Below are 19,681 nucleotides of genomic sequence, written 5' to 3'. Positions count from 1 at the left end.
TCGGAGGGGTCGGGCACGATGGAGCGCGTGACTACCACCGAGCTGCGCGAATCCGCCGAATCCCTGCTGCGCGAGCTGGCCGGGCCCGAGGCGCGGCTGCGCGAGGATCAGTGGACGGCCATCGAGGCGCTGGTCGTCCAGCGGCGGCGGGCGCTCGTCGTCCAGCGCACCGGCTGGGGCAAATCGGCGGTGTACTTCATCGCCGCGCGGTTGCTGCGGTCGCAGGGGCGCGGGCCGACGGTGATCGTGTCACCGCTGCTGGCGTTGATGCGCAACCAGGTCGCCGCCGCGCGCCGGGCGGGCGTGATCGCGGAGACGATCAACTCCGGCAACGTCACCGAATGGGACGAGATCCACCAGCGGGTCGCCGCCGGTGAGGTCGATGTGCTGCTCGTCAGTCCGGAACGGTTGAACAATCCCGATTTCCGTGATTCGGTGCTGCCCAAACTGGCCGCCGACGCCGGCCTGGTCGTGGTCGACGAGGCGCACTGCATCTCCGACTGGGGCCACGATTTCCGCCCCGACTACCGCCGCATCCGGACCCTGATCGCCGACCTCGGTGAGGACATCCCGGTGCTGGCGACCACCGCGACCGCCAACGACCGCGTGGTCACCGACGTCGCCACGCAGATCGGCACCGGCACCCTGGTGTTGCGCGGCACCCTGGACCGGGAGTCGCTGCATCTGTCCGTCGTGCGGATCGACGACGCAGTCCAGCGCACCACCTGGCTCAGCCGGCAACTGGGCGAGCTGCCCGGCTCCGGAATCATCTACACCCTCACCGTCGCGGCCGCCCACGACCTGGCCGACGTCCTCGCCGACCACGGCTACCCCGTCGCGGCCTACACCGGCCGCACCGAACCCGGGGAACGCGAAACCCTCGAACAGGCCCTGCTGGACAACGAAGTCAAGGCGCTGGTCGCCACGTCGGCGCTCGGCATGGGCTTCGACAAACCCGACCTCGGATTCGTGGTCCACGTCGGCGCCCCCTCCTCCCCCATCGCCTACTACCAGCAGGTCGGGCGCGCCGGACGCGGACTGGTCGCGAGCGGTTCCGGCCCTTCCAACCGCGCCGAGGTCATCCTGTTGCCCGGTCCCGAGGACCGGCGGATCTGGAATTACTTTGCGTCCGTGGCCTTTCCGCGGGAGCAGGTGGTGCGGTCGGTGCTGGCCGCGCTGGACTACGAACGGCCCCTGTCCACGGTGGCCCTCGAACCGCTGGTGGAACTGAGCCGGTCGCGGTTGGAGATGGTGCTCAAGGTGCTGGATGTGGACGGCGCCGTGCGGCGGGTGCGCGGCGGCTGGCTGGCCACCGGGCAACCGTGGACCTACGACACCGAACGCTACGAGCGTCTCGACCGGGCGCGCGAAGCGGAACAGAACGCCATGCTCGAGTATCAGAGCACCACCGAGTGCCGGATGAACTTCCTGCGCCGCCAACTCGACGATCCGGGCCTCGCCCCGGACGCGCCCGGCTGTGGTCGCTGCGACAACTGCACCGGCCGCCGTTTCGACGTCTCGGTCGACGCCGACGAGGTGGCCACCATCCGCGCCCGCCTGGACCGGCCCGGAATCGATCTGCTCCCCCGCAAGCAATGGCCGACCGGTCTGTCGAAGTTGGGAGTTCCGTTGTCCGGCAAGATTTCCGACGGCCCCGAGGTGGGCCGGGTCCTGGGCCGGCTCAGCGATCTGGGGTGGGGCCAGCGCCTGCGAACGCTGCTCGACGCCCCCGACGGCCCGGCGCCCGACCACATCGTCGACGCCTGCATCGCCGTTCTGCGCGAATGGAATTGGACGCAACGCCCCGGGGCGGTGATGGCACTGCAATCGGCGACGCATCCGGCGCTGGCCGCCGACCTGGCCGCCCGCCTGGCCCGCATCGGCCGTCTCACCGACCTCGGGGTCCTGCACACCCGGCCCGACCGGCCACCGGTGTCGGCGGCCAACTCCGCCCACCGCGTCGCAGCCCTGTTCGACTCGTGGGAAACCCCCGACCTCACCGGCCTCGACACTCCCGTCCTGCTGGTCGACACCCACACCGACACCGGCTGGACTCTCACCCTCGCGGCCCGCACCCTCCGCCACGCCGGCGCCCCCGCCGTCCTTCCCTTCGCCCTGGCGACCCCGACGTGAGGCCCGCACGCGGCGCGTACAGTGCCCGGCGATCGATCACCCACTATCGTCGATCCGGTGACCAGTAAGTCGACGCCGGCGGTGGAGTTGACGGTCGGCGAGCATACGGTGCGGGTGTCGAATCCCGATCGGGTGTACTTCCCGGAACTCGGGGCGACGAAACTCGATCTGGTGCAGTACTACCTGAGCGTCGGCGACGGGATCGTCAACGCCCTGCGGGACCGGCCGTGCATGCTGCACCGCTTCCCGAAGGGATTGCCGGGCGGGAAGGTACATCAGAAGCGGCTGCCGGCGGGGGCGCCGGACTGGATTCCGACCGTGCGCGTGCACTTTCCGCGCTACAACCGGTATGCGGACGAACTGTGCGTGCGGGAACTGGCGGACGTGATCTGGGCGGTGCAGATGTCGACGGTGGAGTTTCATCCGTGGAACTCGCGCCGCTTCGACACCGAGAAGCCGGACGAATGGCGCATCGATCTGGATCCGATGCCGGATTGCCCGTGGTCGCGGGTTCAGCGCGTCGCGGAGGTCGCACACGAGGTTCTCGACGAGCTGGGCGCGGTCGGCTGGCCCAAAACCTCCGGCGGACACGGCCTGCACATCTACGTGCGCATCGCCCCCGAGCACGGCTTCCAGCAGGTGCGCCGCGCCGCGCTGGCCTTCGCGCAGGAGGTGGAGCGCCGCGCCCCCGAGGATGTGACCACGACGTGGTGGCGCCGCGACCGCGATCCGGCACTGCTGTTCGTCGACTACAACCAGAACGCTCGCGATCACACGATCGCTGCCGCCTACTCGGTACGCGGTAATGCGGCCGCGACCGTCTCGACCCCGGTGCGGTGGAACGAGATTCCCGATATCGAACCGAACGACTTCACGATCAACACCGTCCCCGCCCGCTACGCCGAACTCGGCGATCTGCACGCGGGCATCGACGACGCGGTCTTCGACCTGAACACGCTGCTGGAATGGGCGGACCGCGACCGGGTCGAGGTGGACCTCGACGACGACGAAGGAGCACACGAGGCATGACGGGCGCACCCCGCATCGCACTGGCACCGATCACCGACGACCGTGTGGCACAGGCGATCACCGGCGCGGGAGCACAACTCGCGGAGCTGGGTGAGGCCAGGGCGCTGGTGTGGGACGGCGGTCCGAACGGATTCCCCGACCTGCCCGCATCGATCGAATGGGTGCAGCTGTACTCCGCCGGGGTCGAGGAGTTCTTCGCCGCCGGCATCTTCGAACGCTGCCCGAATGTGGTGTTCACCTCGGCCGCGGGCGCTTTCGCGAAAAGTGTTGCCGAGGGCACGATGGCGCTGCTGCTCGCCGGTGTGCGGTATCTGCCGGAACATATCCGCGCCCACAGCTGGCGGCAGGGCGAGTTCTTTCCCCATATCGGGACCTTGCGCGGGGCGACCGTCGCGGTCGTCGGCGCGGGCGGTATCGGTCGCGAGGTCATCGCCATGCTGGAGCCGTTAGGGGCCCGGGTGATCGCCGTCAACCGCTCCGGCCGGCCGATCGAGGCTCCCAATGTGGCGGACACGATTCCGGCGCAACGGCTTTCGGAGGTGTGGGCTCGCGCCGATCACGTGGTCGTCGCCGCCCCCGCGACCGACGGCACCCGGCACCTGATCGGCAAAGACGAACTCGCCCAGCTGAAACCGCATTCGTGGGTGGTCAATGTCGCCCGCGGCTCGCTCATCGACACCGAAGCTCTGGTCGCCGCACTGCGGCAGGGCGCCATCGGCGGCGCGGGCCTGGACGTGACCGATCCCGAACCGCTCCCCGATGGCCATCCGCTCTGGGACCTCCCGAATGTGATCATCACCCCGCACGATTCCAACCCGCCGCAGCTGCGGACGGCCGCGTTCGCCGAACACGTCGCCGAGAACGTCCGCCGCTTCGCGCAAGGGCGTGAGCTCATCGCCCGAATCGATCCGGCCGCCGGTTACTGATCACCGCCGACGGCTACCGCAGGGGGATGTCGACCCCGTGCTCCTCGGCCGGGCGCGGACCGAATATCCGGCGTTCGGCCTCGGTGATGGGCACGTCGTTGATGCTCGCTTCCCGGCGTGCCATCAACCCCCGATCGGTGAATTCCCACAGCTCGTTGCCGTAGCTGCGCCACCACTGACCGGTACGGTCGTGCCATTCGTACTGGAACCGGACGGCCATGCGGTTTCCGCGGAAGCCCCACAGGCTCTTGCGCAGCGCGTAGTCGAGTTCGCGTTCCCACTTCGCGGTCAGGAATTCGACGATCTGCTCCCGGCCGGTGATGAATTCGTCCCGGTTCCGCCAGGCCGAGTCGGGGGTGTACGCGAGCGCAACCCGCTGCGGGTCGCGGGTGTTCCACGCATCCTCGGCCGCCTGCACCTTCTGTGCGGCGGTTTCCAGGGTGAACGGCGGATAGGGCGGGCGTGTTTCGGACATCGGATTCCTGCCTTTCAACGGAGAACGTTCATTCTCCACCGATGCGTTACAGTAGGGAACGTACGTTCTCGATGTCAAGGGAGTCCGGTCCATGCCCGCCGCGCTCAGCGCCGAACGCAATGCCTCCGACCGCACGGCGCTGCTCGACGCCGCCGAGCAGTTGATGTACGCGCACGGCGTGCAGGCGGTGGGCATGGACCGGATCCGCGAAGCGTCCGGTCTGTCGCTGAAGCGGATCTACTCCATGTTCCCCACCAAGGAGGACCTCGTCGTGGCGATGCTGCGCCGCCGCGACGAGCGATGGCGACATGCGCTGGCCGAACATGTCGAACGGCACGAGGACCCCACGCGGCGAGTGCTCGCGATCTTCGAGTGGCTTCGGGAGTGGTTCGGCGAGAACGGGTTTCGCGGCTGCGCGTGGATCAATATCCACGGTGAACTCGGCGCCGACTCCCCGGCCGTCCTGGCGGAAGTGCGGTCACACAAGGCGGCGTTTCGCACCATGATCGCCGGATGGGTGGACGCGACCGGGACCGACGCGGCCGACGCGATCTACCTGCTCGCCGAGGGGGCCATTGTCACCGCGGGCATCACCGGCGACCCCGAGATCGCGTCGGTAGCGAAATCCGCGGCCGCTCGGACACTTTCGGCCGCACCGCCCGGCGAACCGAACGAACGACGGGCGCGCCGGGCCTGAGTTCAGCTCCAACCATTCGGCGCCCCCTCGTTCCGACTCGCAGCCGCGCCCTTACGATCGCCCGCTTGCCGCCTCGGCCCCCACCTCCGCGACCGCCGCCACCCAGGCTGCGATGTCGGCGACCACAGCCTCGTCGACGTGTTGTGGCGCTTCGTAATCCGACGGCGTGGACGCACCGGTTCCCGCGAAGAACATGTGGTCGTCGGATTCGTATACGCGAATGTCCACGTCGCCTCGGCCGTCGAAAGCCTGCCGCCATCCGGCCAGATCGTCGGCGACGGTGACCTGATAATCGCGTCCGCCCTGGGCGATGAACATGGGCTTGCGCACCGCGAGCGCGGTGGCGACCGGCTCGTATTCGCGCAGGTCCAGCCAGGTCTCGGCGGCCAGCCCCAGGGGCAATTCACCGACCGGAGTGGATTCGGACAGATCGGCGCGTTCCACTCGTTCGGCCTGGACGAGAAGTTCCTCGGGATCCGGCAGCACAGCTCGCGCGGACTCCGGCGCGACCGCCGTCAGATAGCGGGCGACGCGCACGGCCGCGCGCTGCATCGGCTGGATATCGGCGGCCAGCAGGATCACACCGGCGATCGCCGGTTCGGCCGCCGCGACGCGCGGCGCGTATCTGCCACCCATGCTGTGCCCGAGGACGAATATCCGGCACGGATCGACGTCGGCACGCGCCCGCAGGGCCCGCACGGCCGCGACCGCCGGCGGCACGTAATCGGCGGTCGGACTGATGTCCGCCCAGTTCCCGCCGCGCGCCGCTTCGAGATGACTCGGCTTGTCGAAGCGCAGCACGACAATCCCGCCGGTCGCCAGGCCCCAGGCGATGTCCTTCATCGTCTTGTTCGCGCCTGCCGTACCGTCTCGATCGAAAGGTCCACCGCCACTGAGCAATACGACGGCGGGATGCCGCGTGGCGGTTCGACGCGGAACGCTCACCGTGCCCGGGACCGGACCGGCCGCGGTCTCGAGGGCGATCTCCTCGTCGTCGAACGCCGCCGAGTCGGCGTAGTGCGGCGGTTGCCACGGCGGCACATCGTGCGCGATGCGCAGACCGCTCAGTTTCCCGCGCACGACCGACATGAGGATCGTCGCCTCCCGGTCCGGGACCGGCACCGCCACTACGCCGTCGCGGACCTCCGCGGCGCCGGGCGTCGCACCCGGCCCGATCTCCCGATGCCAAGCGGCGGTGAGGTTTTCCAGCGACAGCAGCGCGCGCAGCGAGGTCCCGAAATGCTCGTAGGCCTCGCCGAATCGGCCCGCGCACAGCATCCGGACCACGGCCTCACCCACTGCGGCGTCGTTGCGGTTCATCGGGTCCTCCCTTACACCGCATATCGCGGCGGCTATTGTTCTCAACTTTGAGAAAGGTAGCAAGGATGAGAAAATTTGCCAATGGGACCGATCGAACTGCTGGCACATCCGGTGCGCCTGCGCATCGTGCACGCGATGTCCGGCGGCCATACGCTGACCACCGCGCAGTTGTGCACACGCCTTCCCGACGTCTCGAAGGCCACGGTCTATCGCCACGTGGATCTACTGACCGCTGGCGGGATTCTCGAGGTGACCGAGGAGCGGCGGGTGCGCGGGGCGGTGGAGCGGCATTACCGGCTGCGCCGCGAGCGAGCCGTCATCGACGCCGACGCGGTAGCCGCCGCGAGCCGTGACGAGCATCGCGCCGTCTTCACCACCGCGATGACCACCCTGCTCGCGGAGTTCAACGCCTATCTCGATCGCGAGAACGCCGATCCCGCAACCGACTCTGTCGGGTACCGCCAGCATGCCCTGTGGCTCGACCCGGACGAGCTGGCGGACCTCATCGCCGATTTGCGTGCCGCGATCGTTCCGCGCCTGCGCAACGAGCCGGCCGACGGCCGGACACAATATCTGTTGAGCCCCATACTTTTCCCGATCGGCCACCCGCACACCGAGAGCCGGAACGGGGCCGGCACCACCGAGTGAGACGTAGCGGACACCGCATGGCGTGACATGCCCCGGCTACTCCCCGATCCGCCCCCGCGTTCAGCTTCATCCCGACCACAAACGCCGACAACACCTGACCGAGCAGAGGCTCCCGCGACGGGCAGTCTCCACCCTCCCCTGCGGTACGGTGGCCGCGTTTCCGGTTTACGCCGTAGGCTGCGGAGCGCGACCCTGTCCGCCTATCGGAGGAGTTGTGCATGGTGTTCGGGTTACCGAAACTGCCGCCGCTACCGGTGGTGCGGGCCGTCGAGACCGTTCGCTACGCGCTGGGCGAAGCTTATCGGCGGTTGGCGCCGGCGCCGCTGTCGTTGATGGAGTTACTGGCGGCGGGGTGGCTGGCGCAGGCTATTCACGCGGCGGCGGCACTGGGGATCGCCGATGAGCTGGTGCAGGGACCGCTGACCGGCGCCGAGCTGGCGCGGCGCGTGGGCGCGGACGAGGACGCGCTGCGCCGGCTGTTGCGGCTGCTCATCAGTCACGGCATCTTCGCTCAGCGACGCGACGGACGGTATGGGCTCACCGCGCCCGCTCGTGCACTGTGCAGCGACTCCCCGGAATCGCTGCGTGATGCCGCACTGTTCTTCGGCTCGGCCACGCACCGGGCGCATTGGACACATGTGGTCGATGCGGTACGGACCGGCAAGCCGGTGGGGCCACAGCTGGACGGGGCGCCCTTCTTCGAATACATCCGCACCGACCGTCGATTCGGTGATCTGTTCGACCGCGCGATGACCAGCATCGGATCCCTCACCACAGAATCCTTGTTCGCCGCTTACGATTTCGGGCGCTTCGCGACGATCGTGGACGTCGGCGGCGGACGCGGCGCGATGCTCTCCGAGATCCTCTCGCGCGCACCCGGCACCCGGGGCATCCTGTTCGACCTGCCCGATGTGGTGGCCGGTGCGGCGGAGCGGTTCGCGGCCGCCGGATTCGACGGGCGAGCCCAGGTGGCGCCGGGGTCCTTTTTCGAATCGGTTCCCGCGGGCGCGGACGCGTATCTGCTCAAACACGTCATTCACGATTGGCCGGATGCGCACGCCGAGCAGATCCTGCGCACCGTACGCGCCGCGATGGCCCCGGACGCACGGCTGATCATCGTGGAAATCGTGCTGCCCCAGGACAATCGGCCGCATCCGGGCAAGTACACCGACCTGGAGATGTTGATCAACAGCGGCGGCCGCGAGCGCACCGCCGGTGACTACCGCGCTCTGCTCGCGCGCTGCGGTTTCGCGCTGACCCGCATCACCGAGACGGTGTCACCGGAATCCGTGATCGAGGCGCGACCGGTATAAGGGCCCGCCTGCGCTATCGCGGTCCGCCCGGCCGCCGACGCGGATACGGGCGGGCATTGCCGACATGCTGCTCGACCAGTTCACCCCACCAGTTGGCCAGGGAGCCGACCAGAAACCATGCGGCTCGGATTCGTTCGTCGTCGACCGTCTCGGCGTCGCGCAGCAGGACCGTGGCGCGCACCTGCGCGGCGGCGAGTCCGTCGACGGCCGCGCCGAGGGACCGCGCATGCGCCGGGGCGCCGGTGTGGTCGCTGACCCAGCGGTCGATTCGGACGACGATTTCCCTTCTGCGGCAGTCGATCTCCGCTGCGCGCACCGGGGAGCGACGGCGGGCGAGGTGGAGTTCGGCCAGTTGGCGGGCGGCCCGGGTGACCGGATGGTCGTCGGCCTGGTCGCCGATATGGCCGCAGCAGGCGGCGAGTAGTTCGTGCCCGCCAGGTATTCCGGGGTGCAGTTCCGCGGCCGTGCCCGGGGCGCCCGTCCCCACGGCGCCCCGGTCCACCGCGGCGGCGCACCGGCCGCGCAGCCCACCCGGGCCGGTCCGCGCGGCGCGGCCGTACGGCTGCGGGGCGGCGGACATCGGATACCTCCGGAAGGGTCGTGGTTGCACCCGACGCCACGAACGAGACACCGGACCGCGAGCCCGACGCGGCAAGGGCAAACCGCGCCGGATCCGGTGTGCCGCACGATGCGAAGGGGGCAATCCTGCGGCGCCGGGTGCTACTTCCAAGCGTGCGCGCTCGCGGCGGCCCGGTCACTGCCCTTTCAGTGGCCTTCCGATGCCCCTGGACCGTGAGCCCCTGTCCGCCATGGGAACTATCGCCAGGTCGCGGCCGTGACGATGAGAATCAGATACAACACCAGTACGAATACCACAGCCGGGACGACGGGATACGCGCGGGTGGCCGAATCCGACTCCCGGCCCGATTCACCGGGCGACGCCGGACCGGCTCGGACAGGTTCGGGCGGCGACGGCGAGGCCGATGTCCTGGTGAGGAACGAGCCTGCCGCGAGGGCCGGAAGTAGCAACAGTCCCACCGGTATCCACAGCAGCAGTGCCCACGGCAGCGGATGATCCCACGGTCGGCTGAGCAACACATCGGCACCGACCGCGAGGGCCGCGAAACCCGCGGTCGCGACGACGCTCCCCCGCACTCCCAGCACATTCGAGTAGTACCACTGCCCCGGCCTGACGTCGGCCACCGTCTTGCGCGCGAATTCGAAGTGCAGGAAGGCGCCCGCGAAGATCAGTACGATCCAGGCTGTCCGCCAACCGTTTTCGACCTGCCCGGTATCGATCGCCGAGCGCACGAGGTAGGCGATGATCCACAACTGCACCGGGTAGGTCACGGCCAGGTTCAGCAGCAGGTCGCCGCGTATCCGCGCCGACACGCTCTCCAGCCCCCACAGCGCGAGGCCGTACCCCATCGCGGCGAGGACGAGGGCCGCGGACCACCACGACAGCAGCGACGACACCACGGTCAGCGCCACCGCGATCACCCCGATCGCGACCCATAGTTCGCCGACACCTACCGCCCCCGTGACCAGCGGCCGCTCCGGATTGTGCACGCGGTCGTAGTCGAGGTCCTTGATCTCGTCCACCATGCGCAGATACAGCAGCAGGAGCGCGACGACGACGACGCGCACCGCCGTCGCCCATCCCGGGCGCCATGCGGAGTCCGGATGCGACACCACCGCCGCGGTGCCCTCCACAGCGGCGACGAACATGACCGCGTAGAGCAGATGATGCGTTTCGTAACGCGCGACGGTGAACCGCGCGATCCGCGCGAGGGCCGATCCGGCCGCTCGATATCGGTTCGCGGACACTTCCTGCTCCGACCGGCCGGCGGGCGCGGCGGAACCGCTCAGCATTCCGCCTCGTCGGTGTCGTAGCGCAGGCCGATGCGCGCGGCCACCCCACCGCATTGGTGGATTTCGCAATCGATCTGTCCCGGAACGGAATCCGAGGCGCGCGCCACGCATTCGGCGCGGTGGTCCAGTTCCACGAACCGCTCGAAGGAACTGGAGACCCCGATCAGCCGGCCCGGCTCCGACACCGCCATCGCGGTGACCGTCTGACGTGCCGCCTCGAGCAGCACACTGCCGGGCACGTGATCCACCGGATGGTCGAACAGGATCGGATGCCCGGTGTCGATCACCAGCTCGGCGCCCGCCGCCGCGCCCACCCGTCGCAACGGGCCGATCACCACATTGCGCGCGTTGGCCCGGCCCACGTCGATCGCCGCGGCCGACTGCCCCGGTGGCAGCACGGCGCCGATGTCGCCGAGCCCCAGTGCGGTGCGCAAACCGCCGCGCAGCGCCTCCCAGCGCGACGGCGACACCCAGGTGAAGGATCCGTCCACGATCATCAGCGGCACTCCCCCGCATTCGATGTCGAGCACCATATCCACACCCTGCAGCACCTCGCCGCGCCGATGGCGGCGCGAAATCTGCACCGACATCACAAGATCCGCGGGCGCGGGCCCGATCGCCCAGTTGTCGCTCTCGGCCACCGCACCGTTGAAGGTGCGCACGACGAAGCCGAAATCCTGTGGAACGCCGAAGTATTCGTGCGTGAGAGCGATCGCCGCCTGGCGGGCCGCCTCCATCACCAGCAGGGGGTCGTAGGTGCCGTCCCACGGTGCCAGGTGGTCGCCGTAGAAGGCGTGCATGCGGGGTAGCTGGGCGCCGACGACGAATTCGTCGGACCGCGCGGCGTGCAGGGAGGTGACGAAGACTTCCGATACCGCGCAGCGGTGGGCGAGATGGCGGGAGATGGTGTGCACATGGCTCGCGGTCGGGATGGTCGCGGTGTCGATCGTCATGGTCGTGCCTCCAACCAGTCGTGTGCGGATACCGGGGGCAGGGTCTGGCGCCGCCCGCCGTTGCGCATGGGAAGTACCTGGGAGCCGAGGACGATGGCCGACCACGGATCGATCGCACGGCCCGTGGCCCAGGCGCGCCGCAACAGCAGCGCACAGTCCTCGTCCCGATCGGGATCGAAGTCCGCCGGAACGTCGCCCAGGTCGGCGAGCAGACGCGCGGTGGCGGCGGAACGGGTGAAAACCCGTGCGGGAGTGCGGGAGTACAGCTTCACCGCGCAGGCGGCGGCTTCGGCACCTCGATCCTCCCCGGTCCCGATCTCACGCAGCACCCGCGCGCGCGTGTCGGTGTCGAAGTAGATCGCGAACTCCCGCAGCACATCGGCCGGATCGTCCGGCGAGTGCACCAGATTCAGCAGATAGCTGTATCTGCCCAGAACATAACGTAATTCGCCCGGCTGTCGCTTACCCGGATCGGTCGGTCCCTTGGCCGCCGTGAGCCGCACCGAGGTCGGCAGCGCCTCCGGTTCGCCGGAGACGACGAGGACCAGCGCGTCGGAAATCTCGGTCAGCAGATCGGCCAGTCGCCGCCGCTCCGGCGAGGCGATATTCCACGCGAAATACCACAGCGCGCGCACCAGATGCCGGTCGACCGCGCAGATGCGGGCCGCCACGACACGGAAGTCGTTGTCCCGCAACCACTGCAGGGTCGGTTCGACGGCCCGGGCCACGATCGCATCCGGTTTCAGCAGCAGCAGTGAGTATCGGCGGGAGAATCCGGCCGCGTCGAGTCCGGCCTCACCGAGGTGGTCGACGGTCTCCTGGACGTAGGTGTCCTCGGCATAGGCGGCCGCCTTGTCCGGCAGCGGTGTCGACGCCGCCAGCAGTTGCGCCAGGTTCATCGGTTGCCTCCCGCCTTCGCGCCCGAGGTGAAGCGCGCCAGCACCTCCGGTACCGAGGGCAGCGGATCGCCGAGGTAGCCGCTCTCCAGGCAGTGGTCCAGGAGCACTCGCAGATACGGCTTGCCGGTCGCGGGACAATCCCGTCCGAGCAGGGCGTGGGTCGCGGTGGTGTCGAACAGCGGGCGGCGGGCGAAGTAGCTCGTATAGAGCGCGCCGATACGCTGGAAGTATTCACGTTCCAGCGGTTCCAGGTCGTCCACCGAGAAGGTGGCTTCGGGAACGAAGGTCGCGACGTGGAAGGACGGATATTCGGCGAGGACGTCCGAAATATCGCGCAGCGACAGCGCATCGGCGCCGACGGCGTGAAAGGTCTGTCCCACAGCGGATTCGAAGTCGGTGGCGGCGGCGGTGATCACATCGGCGACGAAGTCGACCGGGGCGGGTGCGATCGTGGCGTCGTAGCGGCCGGGCAGCGAGCGCAGTTTGCCCTCGACGATCAACTTCACCACGGTGTAGAGGTTCTTGTAGTCACGGATCACGCCGGTGCCGGCGGCGCCGGTGACGACACCGGGGCGCACGACCGCCCAGCGCAGTCCCGGTGTGCAGCGCACCTGGCGTTCGGCGCGGAATTTACTGTCCTCGTAGCCGTTTCCGAACGCTTGCCCGACGTCGAGTTCCGCCTCGGCGACGACACCGGTCCGCATCCCGCAGACATAGGCGGTGCTCACGTACACCAGCGGCACGTCCCAGCGCAGCGCCAGCTCGATCGCGTGCGCGGTGCCACGCACGTTCAGTTCCTCGTAGTCGCCGGCGGTGGCATCGAAAGCGGTGGTCGCGGCGGCGTGCACGATCATGCCGACGCGGGAACCGAGTTCGGCGGCGTCGTGCCGGGACAGGCCGAACCCCAGCCGCCGGATATCGCCGCGCACCGTCTCGATGCCGTCCAGCTGCGTACCGTCGTTGCCGACGATCCGCGAATTGCTGTGCAGCACACCGACAACGGGCCGTCCCGCCGCACCGAGGCGCGCCACCACCTCGGCGCCGACCAGGCCGCCCGCGCCGGTCACCAGTACGGCGTCGTGGCCGGTCACAATCCCACCCCCTCGATCAGGGTCACCACGTCCCCGATGCGGCGCACGCCGGCCAGCTGTTCGGGGCGGTAGCGCGGTAGGCCGAAGGCCTGTTCGAGGACCAGCGTCAGCTCCATCAAGCGCAGCGAGTCGAAGCCGAGATCCTCGATCAGCCGCAACCGGTCACGCGGTTCGGCGGCCGGCGCCGGCGCCATCGCGACGACGAGTTGGCGAACCCGTTCCGCCACTGGGCTGTCCACATTCGTCATCACTGTCCTCCGTCGTGCTGGTGGGGTTGCTGCCCGCCCGAGCCGAGCAGGTCGCGGGCCTCGTCGAGGGGCAGTTCGGTATCGAGGTAGGCGGCCGGGCGCAGCCAGTCGTAGCTGATGTCGAGGGTGCGCCGCCATTGCTCTCGCGAATCGAACGACGCCGGGAACTGCGTGCCACCGGCGATCTCTCGCACGGCCGCCGCGAGTTCGTCCAGCACGGCCAGCTCGTCCAGGCCGCTCGCACCCGATCCGAGCACCGCGGAGAAGCGCAGTGCCGACGCGCGGTCGACCAGCTCCCGCAGCGATCCCGCACCCGGCACCAGCGCGGTCAGCGTCGGACCGGGCGCGACATCCGCCGGCAGCGGGTGAATACCGTAGGTGGACAGCACCATTCGCACACACATGGCGATGGCGCGATGCGCCGCGATATCGGCAACCGCACCCTGGCCCGCCTTGACCGCGCCCATCAGATCCTCGCGCGCGTTCTCCAGGACCACGTTCGACCAGACCACCTCCATCGCACAGGCGACGAAGCGCTGGGCCGGCAGCGGTGAGAGGGTCGCGATATCACCGTCCGCGCCGCCGCCGGCGAGTCCGAGCGCGGGCATCCGCGTGGACGGAATCGGCGTGACGGGGCGTAGCGGTTTGCACATGGCGAGCGCGGGACGCAGTGTCTCGCCGCCGCGCAGGGCCAGCCCGATGAAGCCCAGGCGGACGAATTCGGCGAGTTCGGTACCGATCGGCGACCGGCGCAGGATGTCGGCGACCGATTTGCGGGCGACGACGGCACGCCAGGCCGCGGCACCGCGAGCCGAGAGCGCGAACACATCGGTGTCGTCGCGCAGGACATGGATCCGGTCCCCGATGGGCCAGGTGGTCACGCCGTCGATCCTGGCCAGCAGAATCCGGTCGGGATCATCGGCGATGTCCGCGATGCCGAATCGCCGAGCCAGTGCGAGCAGCTCGTCGAGTGTCGCGGTGTCCGGAAGACCACGGTAGGCGTCGATCAGCTCGGCGGCGTCCGGATCGACCGAGGCTATTCGATCGAGCTGTCGCGGAAGCCATTTCGTCTCGATATAGGTTTCCCCGCGCGTCGCGCCCCACGATTTGACGGCTTGGAGCAGGCCGTCGCGGGCCCACCCGTCGGCTTCCGCGTCGGCGCCCATCGCGTGCAACGCGACCGCGAACCACAGCGCGTGCCGGCTGCGCCGAGCCCACCAGTCGGACACGGTCGCCGCGAAGGTGCCGGCGGGCAGCAGCGCCGACAACCCGTCCAGATCCACGGCCGCGCTCGACCGCACCACCGTCGCGTTCCGGAACCGCTGGCACCGGTTCAGCACGTCCTCGTCGAGGTCACCGGCGCCGTCCGCACCGGCCACCCGCGCGAGTTGCGCCCGCAGTTGCGCCTCGGACCTGGTGCGGATCTCGATGCGGCGGCCGTCGGCGAACACCACGGTCGGTAGGGTCGGCATCTCCTCGGCACCGGGTGCCACGATCAGGAAGTCGATATCGGAACCCTCGTTGCCGAACCCCTCCGCCAGCGACCCCTCGAACAGGGCGGCGGAATTCGGCGGGATCGAGACCGTTTCCAGTGCGGCGGCCAGCAGCCGCTCGGCACGATCGAGCGGCAGCGCGGGCTCGGTGGACAGACTGGTCGTGGTGGTGTCGGTGGCGGGATGTTCGGTGGCGCCGGCCAAACGCCCCTCGGTATACAGCTGCCACATGTGGCGGCGGCGCGGTTTGCCGCTCGAGGTGCGGCGGATGAAGCCGCGCGGTCCGGTGACGACGCCCACGGTGCCCGCGGGACCCAGTTCGCCACGCACCACGGTCCGGGCTCGGGCAATCCACTCCCCCGGCGCGGTTTCGGCGAACAGCACGATGCCGGGTGCGGCGCCGCCGGTCAGCGAGACCGCCGCGAGCTTGCCCTTGGTGATACCGGTTTCGCGGGCCACCCGCGATTCGATGTCCTCCATGAACACCGAACGTCCCCGGACCTTCAGGCTCGTGCCCATCCGGCCCAGCACGAAAACCTCGTCGTGATACCGGAATCCGGCGTCGCCGGTGTAGAGCCGGCCGTCGGTGATGCGTGTTGCGCCGCCGGCGCCGTCGGTATAGCCGAGTGCGACCGAATCGCCGATCACCACCATCTCACCGAGCACCCCGTCGGTCAGTTCGCGGCCGTCCTCGTCCACGACCACGACGGTGGATTCGGGAGTGGAGAAGCCGAGGCCGGTGATCCAGCCCGGGCCGCTCACCCACCGATCGTCGGCGAGTGCGACCTCCGCGACGACTCGCACCCGCTCACCGGGCCGCAGGGTCGCGGTATCGACCCGCAGGGCCGTCAGCGGCCGGTCGCGCGCCGAGGAGGTGACCATCAGCGTGGCCTCGGCCAAACCGTAGGCGAGGGTGTAGGCCCGAGCGGAAAAGCCGCGTGCGCCGGTGAGTTCGGCGAACGACCGCAGATCCTCGACTTCGACCGGTTCGGAACCGACCGCGAGGGTCCGCCATCCCGACAGGTCCAGATCGGCGATGTCGTCCGGGGACACGCGGTGTGCGACATAGCCGAGGGCGAACGACGGCGACGGCGAATGCTGGGCGTGCGCCATCGCCCGCAGCCAGCGCGCGGGATCGCGTACGAACTGATCGGGCCGCATCAGATACAGGTCCCCCTGATTGGCGACCGTGGTGAGGAATGCGCCGACGAGGCCCATATCGTGGTAGAGCGGCAGCCAGGAGACCATCGCCTCGCCGGGCCGCCAGTCGATCAGCCGACTGATCATCCGGATGTTGTTGGCCAGGTTGTGCCACGACACGCGCACGCCGCGCGGGGTTCCGGTCGACCCGGAGGTGAACTGCAGCAGTGCCGTTTCGGCCACGGGCACGAGCGTCCGTTCGGCGGGCGTCCCGGTTTCGCCCACGACGACCGGTTCGTCGGCGCGCCCGGCCGCGGTCATCGCCTGCCGGACCAGTGCTTCCAGCTCCACCGAGGTGACGACCACGCGAGGCGCGGCTTGGTCGAGTATCGCCGCGACATGCGCGATGTACTGCTCCACATCGGCGAACATCGGCGGCGCGATGGGCGTGAACACCCCGCCGCAGGCCCAGACGGCGTAAAACGCGGCGACACAGGGGAATCCGGTCGGCATGACGACGCAGACGCCGGCCTCGTCATCGCCCGCGAGCCCCCGTTCGCGCAGCCGGCCCGCGACCGACCAGGTCAGCTCGGCGAGTTCCGCGTAGCTCCGGAACTGCCAGCCGTCCGCTTCGTCGGCGAGGTGGATGCCGGTGGCGGTGGCGGGATTCACCAGCCAGCCGCGCACCAATTCCTGGTCGTCGCCGGTCATCGGCAGTTCACTGGGCATCGCTTGCCTCCCCTTGGTCGAGCACGGTGACGGTTCCGCTGCTGCCGTCGACCCGCAACGGCATACCGGTACGAACGGATCTGGTGACGCCCGGAATCTGCACCACCGTCGGCACACCGAGTTCGCGCGCGACGATGGCGACATGAGTGAGCGGGCTGCCGCGCTCGACGACCAGTGCGGTCGCCGACGGCAACACCGCCACCCAGCCCGGGTCGGTTCGATAGGTGACGAGCACACCGCCCGCCACATCGCGCGGTTCGTCGACCACCACCGCCGGTCCCGTCCCGATACCGCCGCCCGACGGCGTCCCGGTGAAGACCGCGCCCGCGGTCGCCGCCGGAGTGTCGGTGATCGGCACCCAGCCGACCGCCGCGAGTTCGGCCGGACCGAAACCACCGCCGTGGGTGACGAAGCGGGCCGGCGCGACCAGGCGTGCGTCGGCGGCGCGCTGCTGTTTGCGGGCGGCGACCACCGCGCGCAGACCGGCCGTCTCGCCGCCCTCGTAGCAGCTCCGCAGTTGCGGCAGCGTCAGATAGAACACATCGGAGAATTCGTCGATGATATTGCGCCGCACCAGATCTCGTCCCATGATTCGAATTGTTCGCTTGACCATGCCGAAGGCGCGGGTACGGCAGAAGCGCAGACTCTCCCGATGCGCGGCACAGCGAGCCACCTTGCGCCGCAAGCGTTCATAGATCGCACGGCGCCAACCACGCAGGTGCGCATCGAGATATCGTTGCGCGTCGTCGGCGGCGCGGTCCCGCTGCTCCGGTAGCGCGGCCAGCACCATCACGAACAGGCCCGACGGATCCTCCCGCAGATCCGGCGTCTCGAGCTTCAGTTCGTCGAGGCTGCGATAGCCGTAGCGGTCGATGTATTCGTCGACGCGCGTCCGGAACTCGTCGTGGCCCGCCGTCACCAGCGCGTCGTACACACCTTCCGGGGCAGTGCTTTCCAGTAGTTTGCGCAGTTCGGCGTTCTCGCGGACGGTGGCGGCGAGGGCGGACATGGCGCGGGCCGGCTCGGCGGATTCGACGTCGGCTCCGGGCCCCGCGACGGCGTAGAGGAACCACTCCGGCGCCTTCGGCAGGAATAGCCGGGTGAGCAAGTACAACAGGCCGGTGAGGGTCAGCAGCATCGCGTCCAGAACCATCATCGGACCCCAGCGGTGCACCAGCTCCCGATCGAGTTCGCGATAGCGGGCGTAGGCTTGGGCGCCGGTGTCGGCGCTGTCGTCATGGGATTCGAAATCGTCGTAGACGCGGTAGAAATCGTCGAGGAACCGCCGCATCATGGCGTCGATCCCGGCGATGCGGCGCAGATAGATCGCGGTGGTGCGCGTCCGGGACAGCACTCGCCGCACCGGATTGCCGAAAGTGAACGGGCGCAGCGTCTTCGCGATGTCGTCGGAAAGTGGTTCGGCCACGCCGAGCGCGGCCTCGAGGACACGGCGGTTGAGCGGATAGCCGGGCGCGATGCCGACCATCCGGTACCAGTGCAGCAGGTTGTAGTAGACGCGGCCGTGGAAGTAGCCGAGCAGCACCGGAGTCCAGCTGTCGGTCTGCGCAACCTGCGCCCGCGGCACGCCCAGGGATTCGGCGTATCCGCGATACACCCGGCCGTAGATATCGGCCGCCGTGGTGAAGGTGAGCGGTGAGGTGATGCCGCTGAAACTCTCGATGATGTTGGAGTTGTCCCAGATTCGCAGGTCGCCGTCCGGCACCGTCTCCCCGGCGCCGCGCAACGAATCTCCGACCGCGGTGGTCACCGGGCGTGCCTGCAGCACCCAGAGCCGGCCTTCCGCGTCGAAGGCCCATTCGACGTCCTGCGGGGCGCCGGTCGAGCTCTCGATCCGACGGCCGACCTCGATCAGCCGGGTCACCTGATCCGGGGTGAGCGCCGGGAACGAACGCAGCGCGGGATCGACCTCCACCGCGATGCAGCCCTGGTCGCCGTCGGGACGGTAGCGAGTCGCCTTCTCTCCCAAGATCGTATCGATGACTTCGCCCGAAAACTTGTCCGCGACATAGGTATCGGCGTCCACCGCACCGGAGACCAGCCCTTCGCCCAGTCCGTAGACGGCACTGATCAGCATCCGGTCCGTAGCGCCGGTGCTCGGATCGCAGGTGAACAGCACACCGCTGGCCTCCGCCGCGATCAGGCGTTGCACGATGACCGCCGGCATCTCCGGAAGCGCCAGTCCGTGCGCGAAACAGTAGGTGATCACCCGCGGCGACAACGCCGAGGCCCAGCAGGCCGTCACCACCGAGGCGATCGCCTCGGCGCCGGAGACGTTCAGGAACGAATCGAATTGCCCGGCAAACGAATACGTGGTTCCGTCCTCCACCGCGGCCGACGACCGGACCGCCACCGGACCACGGCCGAGACGCCGCCACACCTCGTCCATCGCGCCGACGAGAGCATCCGGAGGTGTGGCGGTCATGATGCTCGCGCGCAGCCGGGCGCCGCGGATCAGGGCCTCGTCGAGGTCGGTAGCGACCACGAAATCCGCTGCCGCCGCGACGATCTCGGACGGCATGTGCTCGAACAGCGACGGCTCGACGACCAGCCAATCCGGCACCGGCAACGCCGCATCGCGCAATCGACGCAGCCCGGCCGCCTTCCCGCCCGCCTCCGCGGCTTCGGCAAGGCTCGCTTCGGATTCGTGCACCAGGTCTCCTGTCATCGCGGACCGTGCGCCTGCCCAGCGGTCGC

16 protein-coding genes are annotated in these 19,681 nt (G+C 69.2%); 6 read left to right on the top strand and 10 right to left on the bottom strand.

The genetic code is table 11. From position 1 onward, the window contains the following. The first annotated feature begins 18 nt into the window (after positions 1-18). From IG65_RS0100445 to IG65_RS0100435, 3 genes are read left to right on the top strand one after another with little or no spacing between them, the layout of a single operon-like run. Complete coding sequence (locus IG65_RS0100445) at positions 19-2,133, top strand: ATP-dependent DNA helicase RecQ (protein ID WP_030512768.1); 2,115 nt, start codon at positions 19-21, stop codon at positions 2,131-2,133. A 57-nt stretch (positions 2,134-2,190) separates the two neighbouring features. Continuing rightward, complete coding sequence (ligD, locus tag IG65_RS0100440) at positions 2,191-3,162, top strand: non-homologous end-joining DNA ligase (protein ID WP_030512767.1); 972 nt, start codon at positions 2,191-2,193, stop codon at positions 3,160-3,162. Beyond that, positions 3,159-4,088: a D-isomer specific 2-hydroxyacid dehydrogenase family protein gene (locus IG65_RS0100435; protein ID WP_030512766.1), complete on the top strand. Its 930-nt coding sequence runs from the start codon at positions 3,159-3,161 to the stop codon at positions 4,086-4,088. Before ligD ends, IG65_RS0100435 begins: the two co-directional genes overlap by 4 nt. A gap of 13 nt (positions 4,089-4,101) precedes the next feature. Here IG65_RS0100435 and IG65_RS0100430 read toward each other — a convergent pair whose 3' ends face one another. Further along, positions 4,102-4,563, bottom strand: a complete 462-nt coding sequence (locus IG65_RS0100430; RefSeq protein WP_030512765.1) for a nuclear transport factor 2 family protein — start codon at positions 4,561-4,563, stop codon at positions 4,102-4,104. Positions 4,564-4,654: 91 nt separating this feature from the next. Between IG65_RS0100430 and IG65_RS0100425 the strand changes: the two genes are divergently transcribed. Next, positions 4,655-5,260, top strand: a complete 606-nt coding sequence (locus tag IG65_RS0100425) for a TetR/AcrR family transcriptional regulator (RefSeq protein ID WP_051755066.1) — start codon at positions 4,655-4,657, stop codon at positions 5,258-5,260. Positions 5,261-5,311: 51 nt separating this feature from the next. Here IG65_RS0100425 and IG65_RS0100420 read toward each other — a convergent pair whose 3' ends face one another. Further along, the gene (locus tag IG65_RS0100420) at positions 5,312-6,580 is read right to left on the bottom strand and encodes a S9 family peptidase (RefSeq protein WP_051755064.1); all 1,269 of its coding nucleotides are present in this window, start codon (positions 6,578-6,580) and stop codon (positions 5,312-5,314) included. An 81-nt stretch (positions 6,581-6,661) separates the two neighbouring features. Here IG65_RS0100420 and IG65_RS0100415 point away from each other — a divergent pair, with 81 nt between their 5' ends. After that, on the top strand, positions 6,662-7,228 hold the full coding sequence (locus IG65_RS0100415) for a helix-turn-helix domain-containing protein (protein ID WP_030512762.1): 567 nt from the start codon (positions 6,662-6,664) through the stop codon (positions 7,226-7,228). A gap of 218 nt (positions 7,229-7,446) precedes the next feature. Further along, the gene (locus IG65_RS0100410; RefSeq protein ID WP_030512761.1) at positions 7,447-8,541 is read left to right on the top strand and encodes a methyltransferase; all 1,095 of its coding nucleotides are present in this window, start codon (positions 7,447-7,449) and stop codon (positions 8,539-8,541) included. Positions 8,542-8,554: 13 nt separating this feature from the next. On the opposite strand, the gene IG65_RS35630 is transcribed toward IG65_RS0100410, so the two are convergent. The 8 genes from IG65_RS35630 to IG65_RS0100370 all read right to left on the bottom strand — a co-directional run bounded on the left by IG65_RS35630 (position 8,555) and on the right by IG65_RS0100370 (position 19,637). Then, positions 8,555-9,121, bottom strand: coding sequence for a hypothetical protein (locus IG65_RS35630; protein ID WP_051755062.1), 567 nt, complete (start codon positions 9,119-9,121; stop codon positions 8,555-8,557). Positions 9,122-9,357: 236 nt separating this feature from the next. Then, positions 9,358-10,413, bottom strand: a complete 1,056-nt coding sequence (locus tag IG65_RS0100400) for a hypothetical protein (protein ID WP_156055438.1) — start codon at positions 10,411-10,413, stop codon at positions 9,358-9,360. Next, positions 10,407-11,366 (bottom strand): ScbA/BarX family gamma-butyrolactone biosynthesis protein, encoded by a 960-nt coding sequence (locus tag IG65_RS0100395; protein ID WP_036522666.1) that lies wholly within the window; start codon positions 11,364-11,366, stop codon positions 10,407-10,409. Before IG65_RS0100395 ends, IG65_RS0100400 begins: the two co-directional genes overlap by 7 nt. Beyond that, a complete protein-coding gene (locus tag IG65_RS0100390) occupies positions 11,363-12,265 on the bottom strand; it encodes a nucleoside-diphosphate kinase (RefSeq protein ID WP_030512757.1) in 903 nt (300 codons plus the stop codon). Before IG65_RS0100390 ends, IG65_RS0100395 begins: the two co-directional genes overlap by 4 nt. Continuing rightward, positions 12,262-13,356: an SDR family oxidoreductase gene (locus IG65_RS0100385; protein WP_030512756.1), complete on the bottom strand. Its 1,095-nt coding sequence runs from the start codon at positions 13,354-13,356 to the stop codon at positions 12,262-12,264. Before IG65_RS0100385 ends, IG65_RS0100390 begins: the two co-directional genes overlap by 4 nt. Further along, positions 13,353-13,604 carry an acyl carrier protein gene (locus IG65_RS0100380; protein WP_030512755.1) on the bottom strand — a complete coding sequence of 84 codons (252 nt, stop codon included), beginning with the start codon at positions 13,602-13,604 and terminating at the stop codon, positions 13,353-13,355. The genes IG65_RS0100385 and IG65_RS0100380 overlap by 4 nt, the downstream gene beginning before the upstream one ends. Further along, positions 13,604-16,966, bottom strand: coding sequence for an AMP-binding protein (locus IG65_RS0100375; protein ID WP_231508996.1), 3,363 nt, complete (start codon positions 16,964-16,966; stop codon positions 13,604-13,606). The genes IG65_RS0100380 and IG65_RS0100375 overlap by 1 nt, the downstream gene beginning before the upstream one ends. Next, positions 16,956-19,637 carry a phosphoenolpyruvate synthase gene (locus tag IG65_RS0100370; RefSeq protein WP_231508995.1) on the bottom strand — a complete coding sequence of 894 codons (2,682 nt, stop codon included), beginning with the start codon at positions 19,635-19,637 and terminating at the stop codon, positions 16,956-16,958. Before IG65_RS0100370 ends, IG65_RS0100375 begins: the two co-directional genes overlap by 11 nt. Positions 19,638-19,681: the final 44 nt, after the last annotated feature.

The organism is Nocardia sp. NRRL WC-3656 (assembly GCF_000720265.1).
GTDB lineage: Bacteria > Actinomycetota > Actinomycetes > Mycobacteriales > Mycobacteriaceae > Nocardia > Nocardia nova.
Note: the sequence above shows the minus strand (reverse complement) of the source record. Positions and strands in the feature narration are given on the sequence as shown.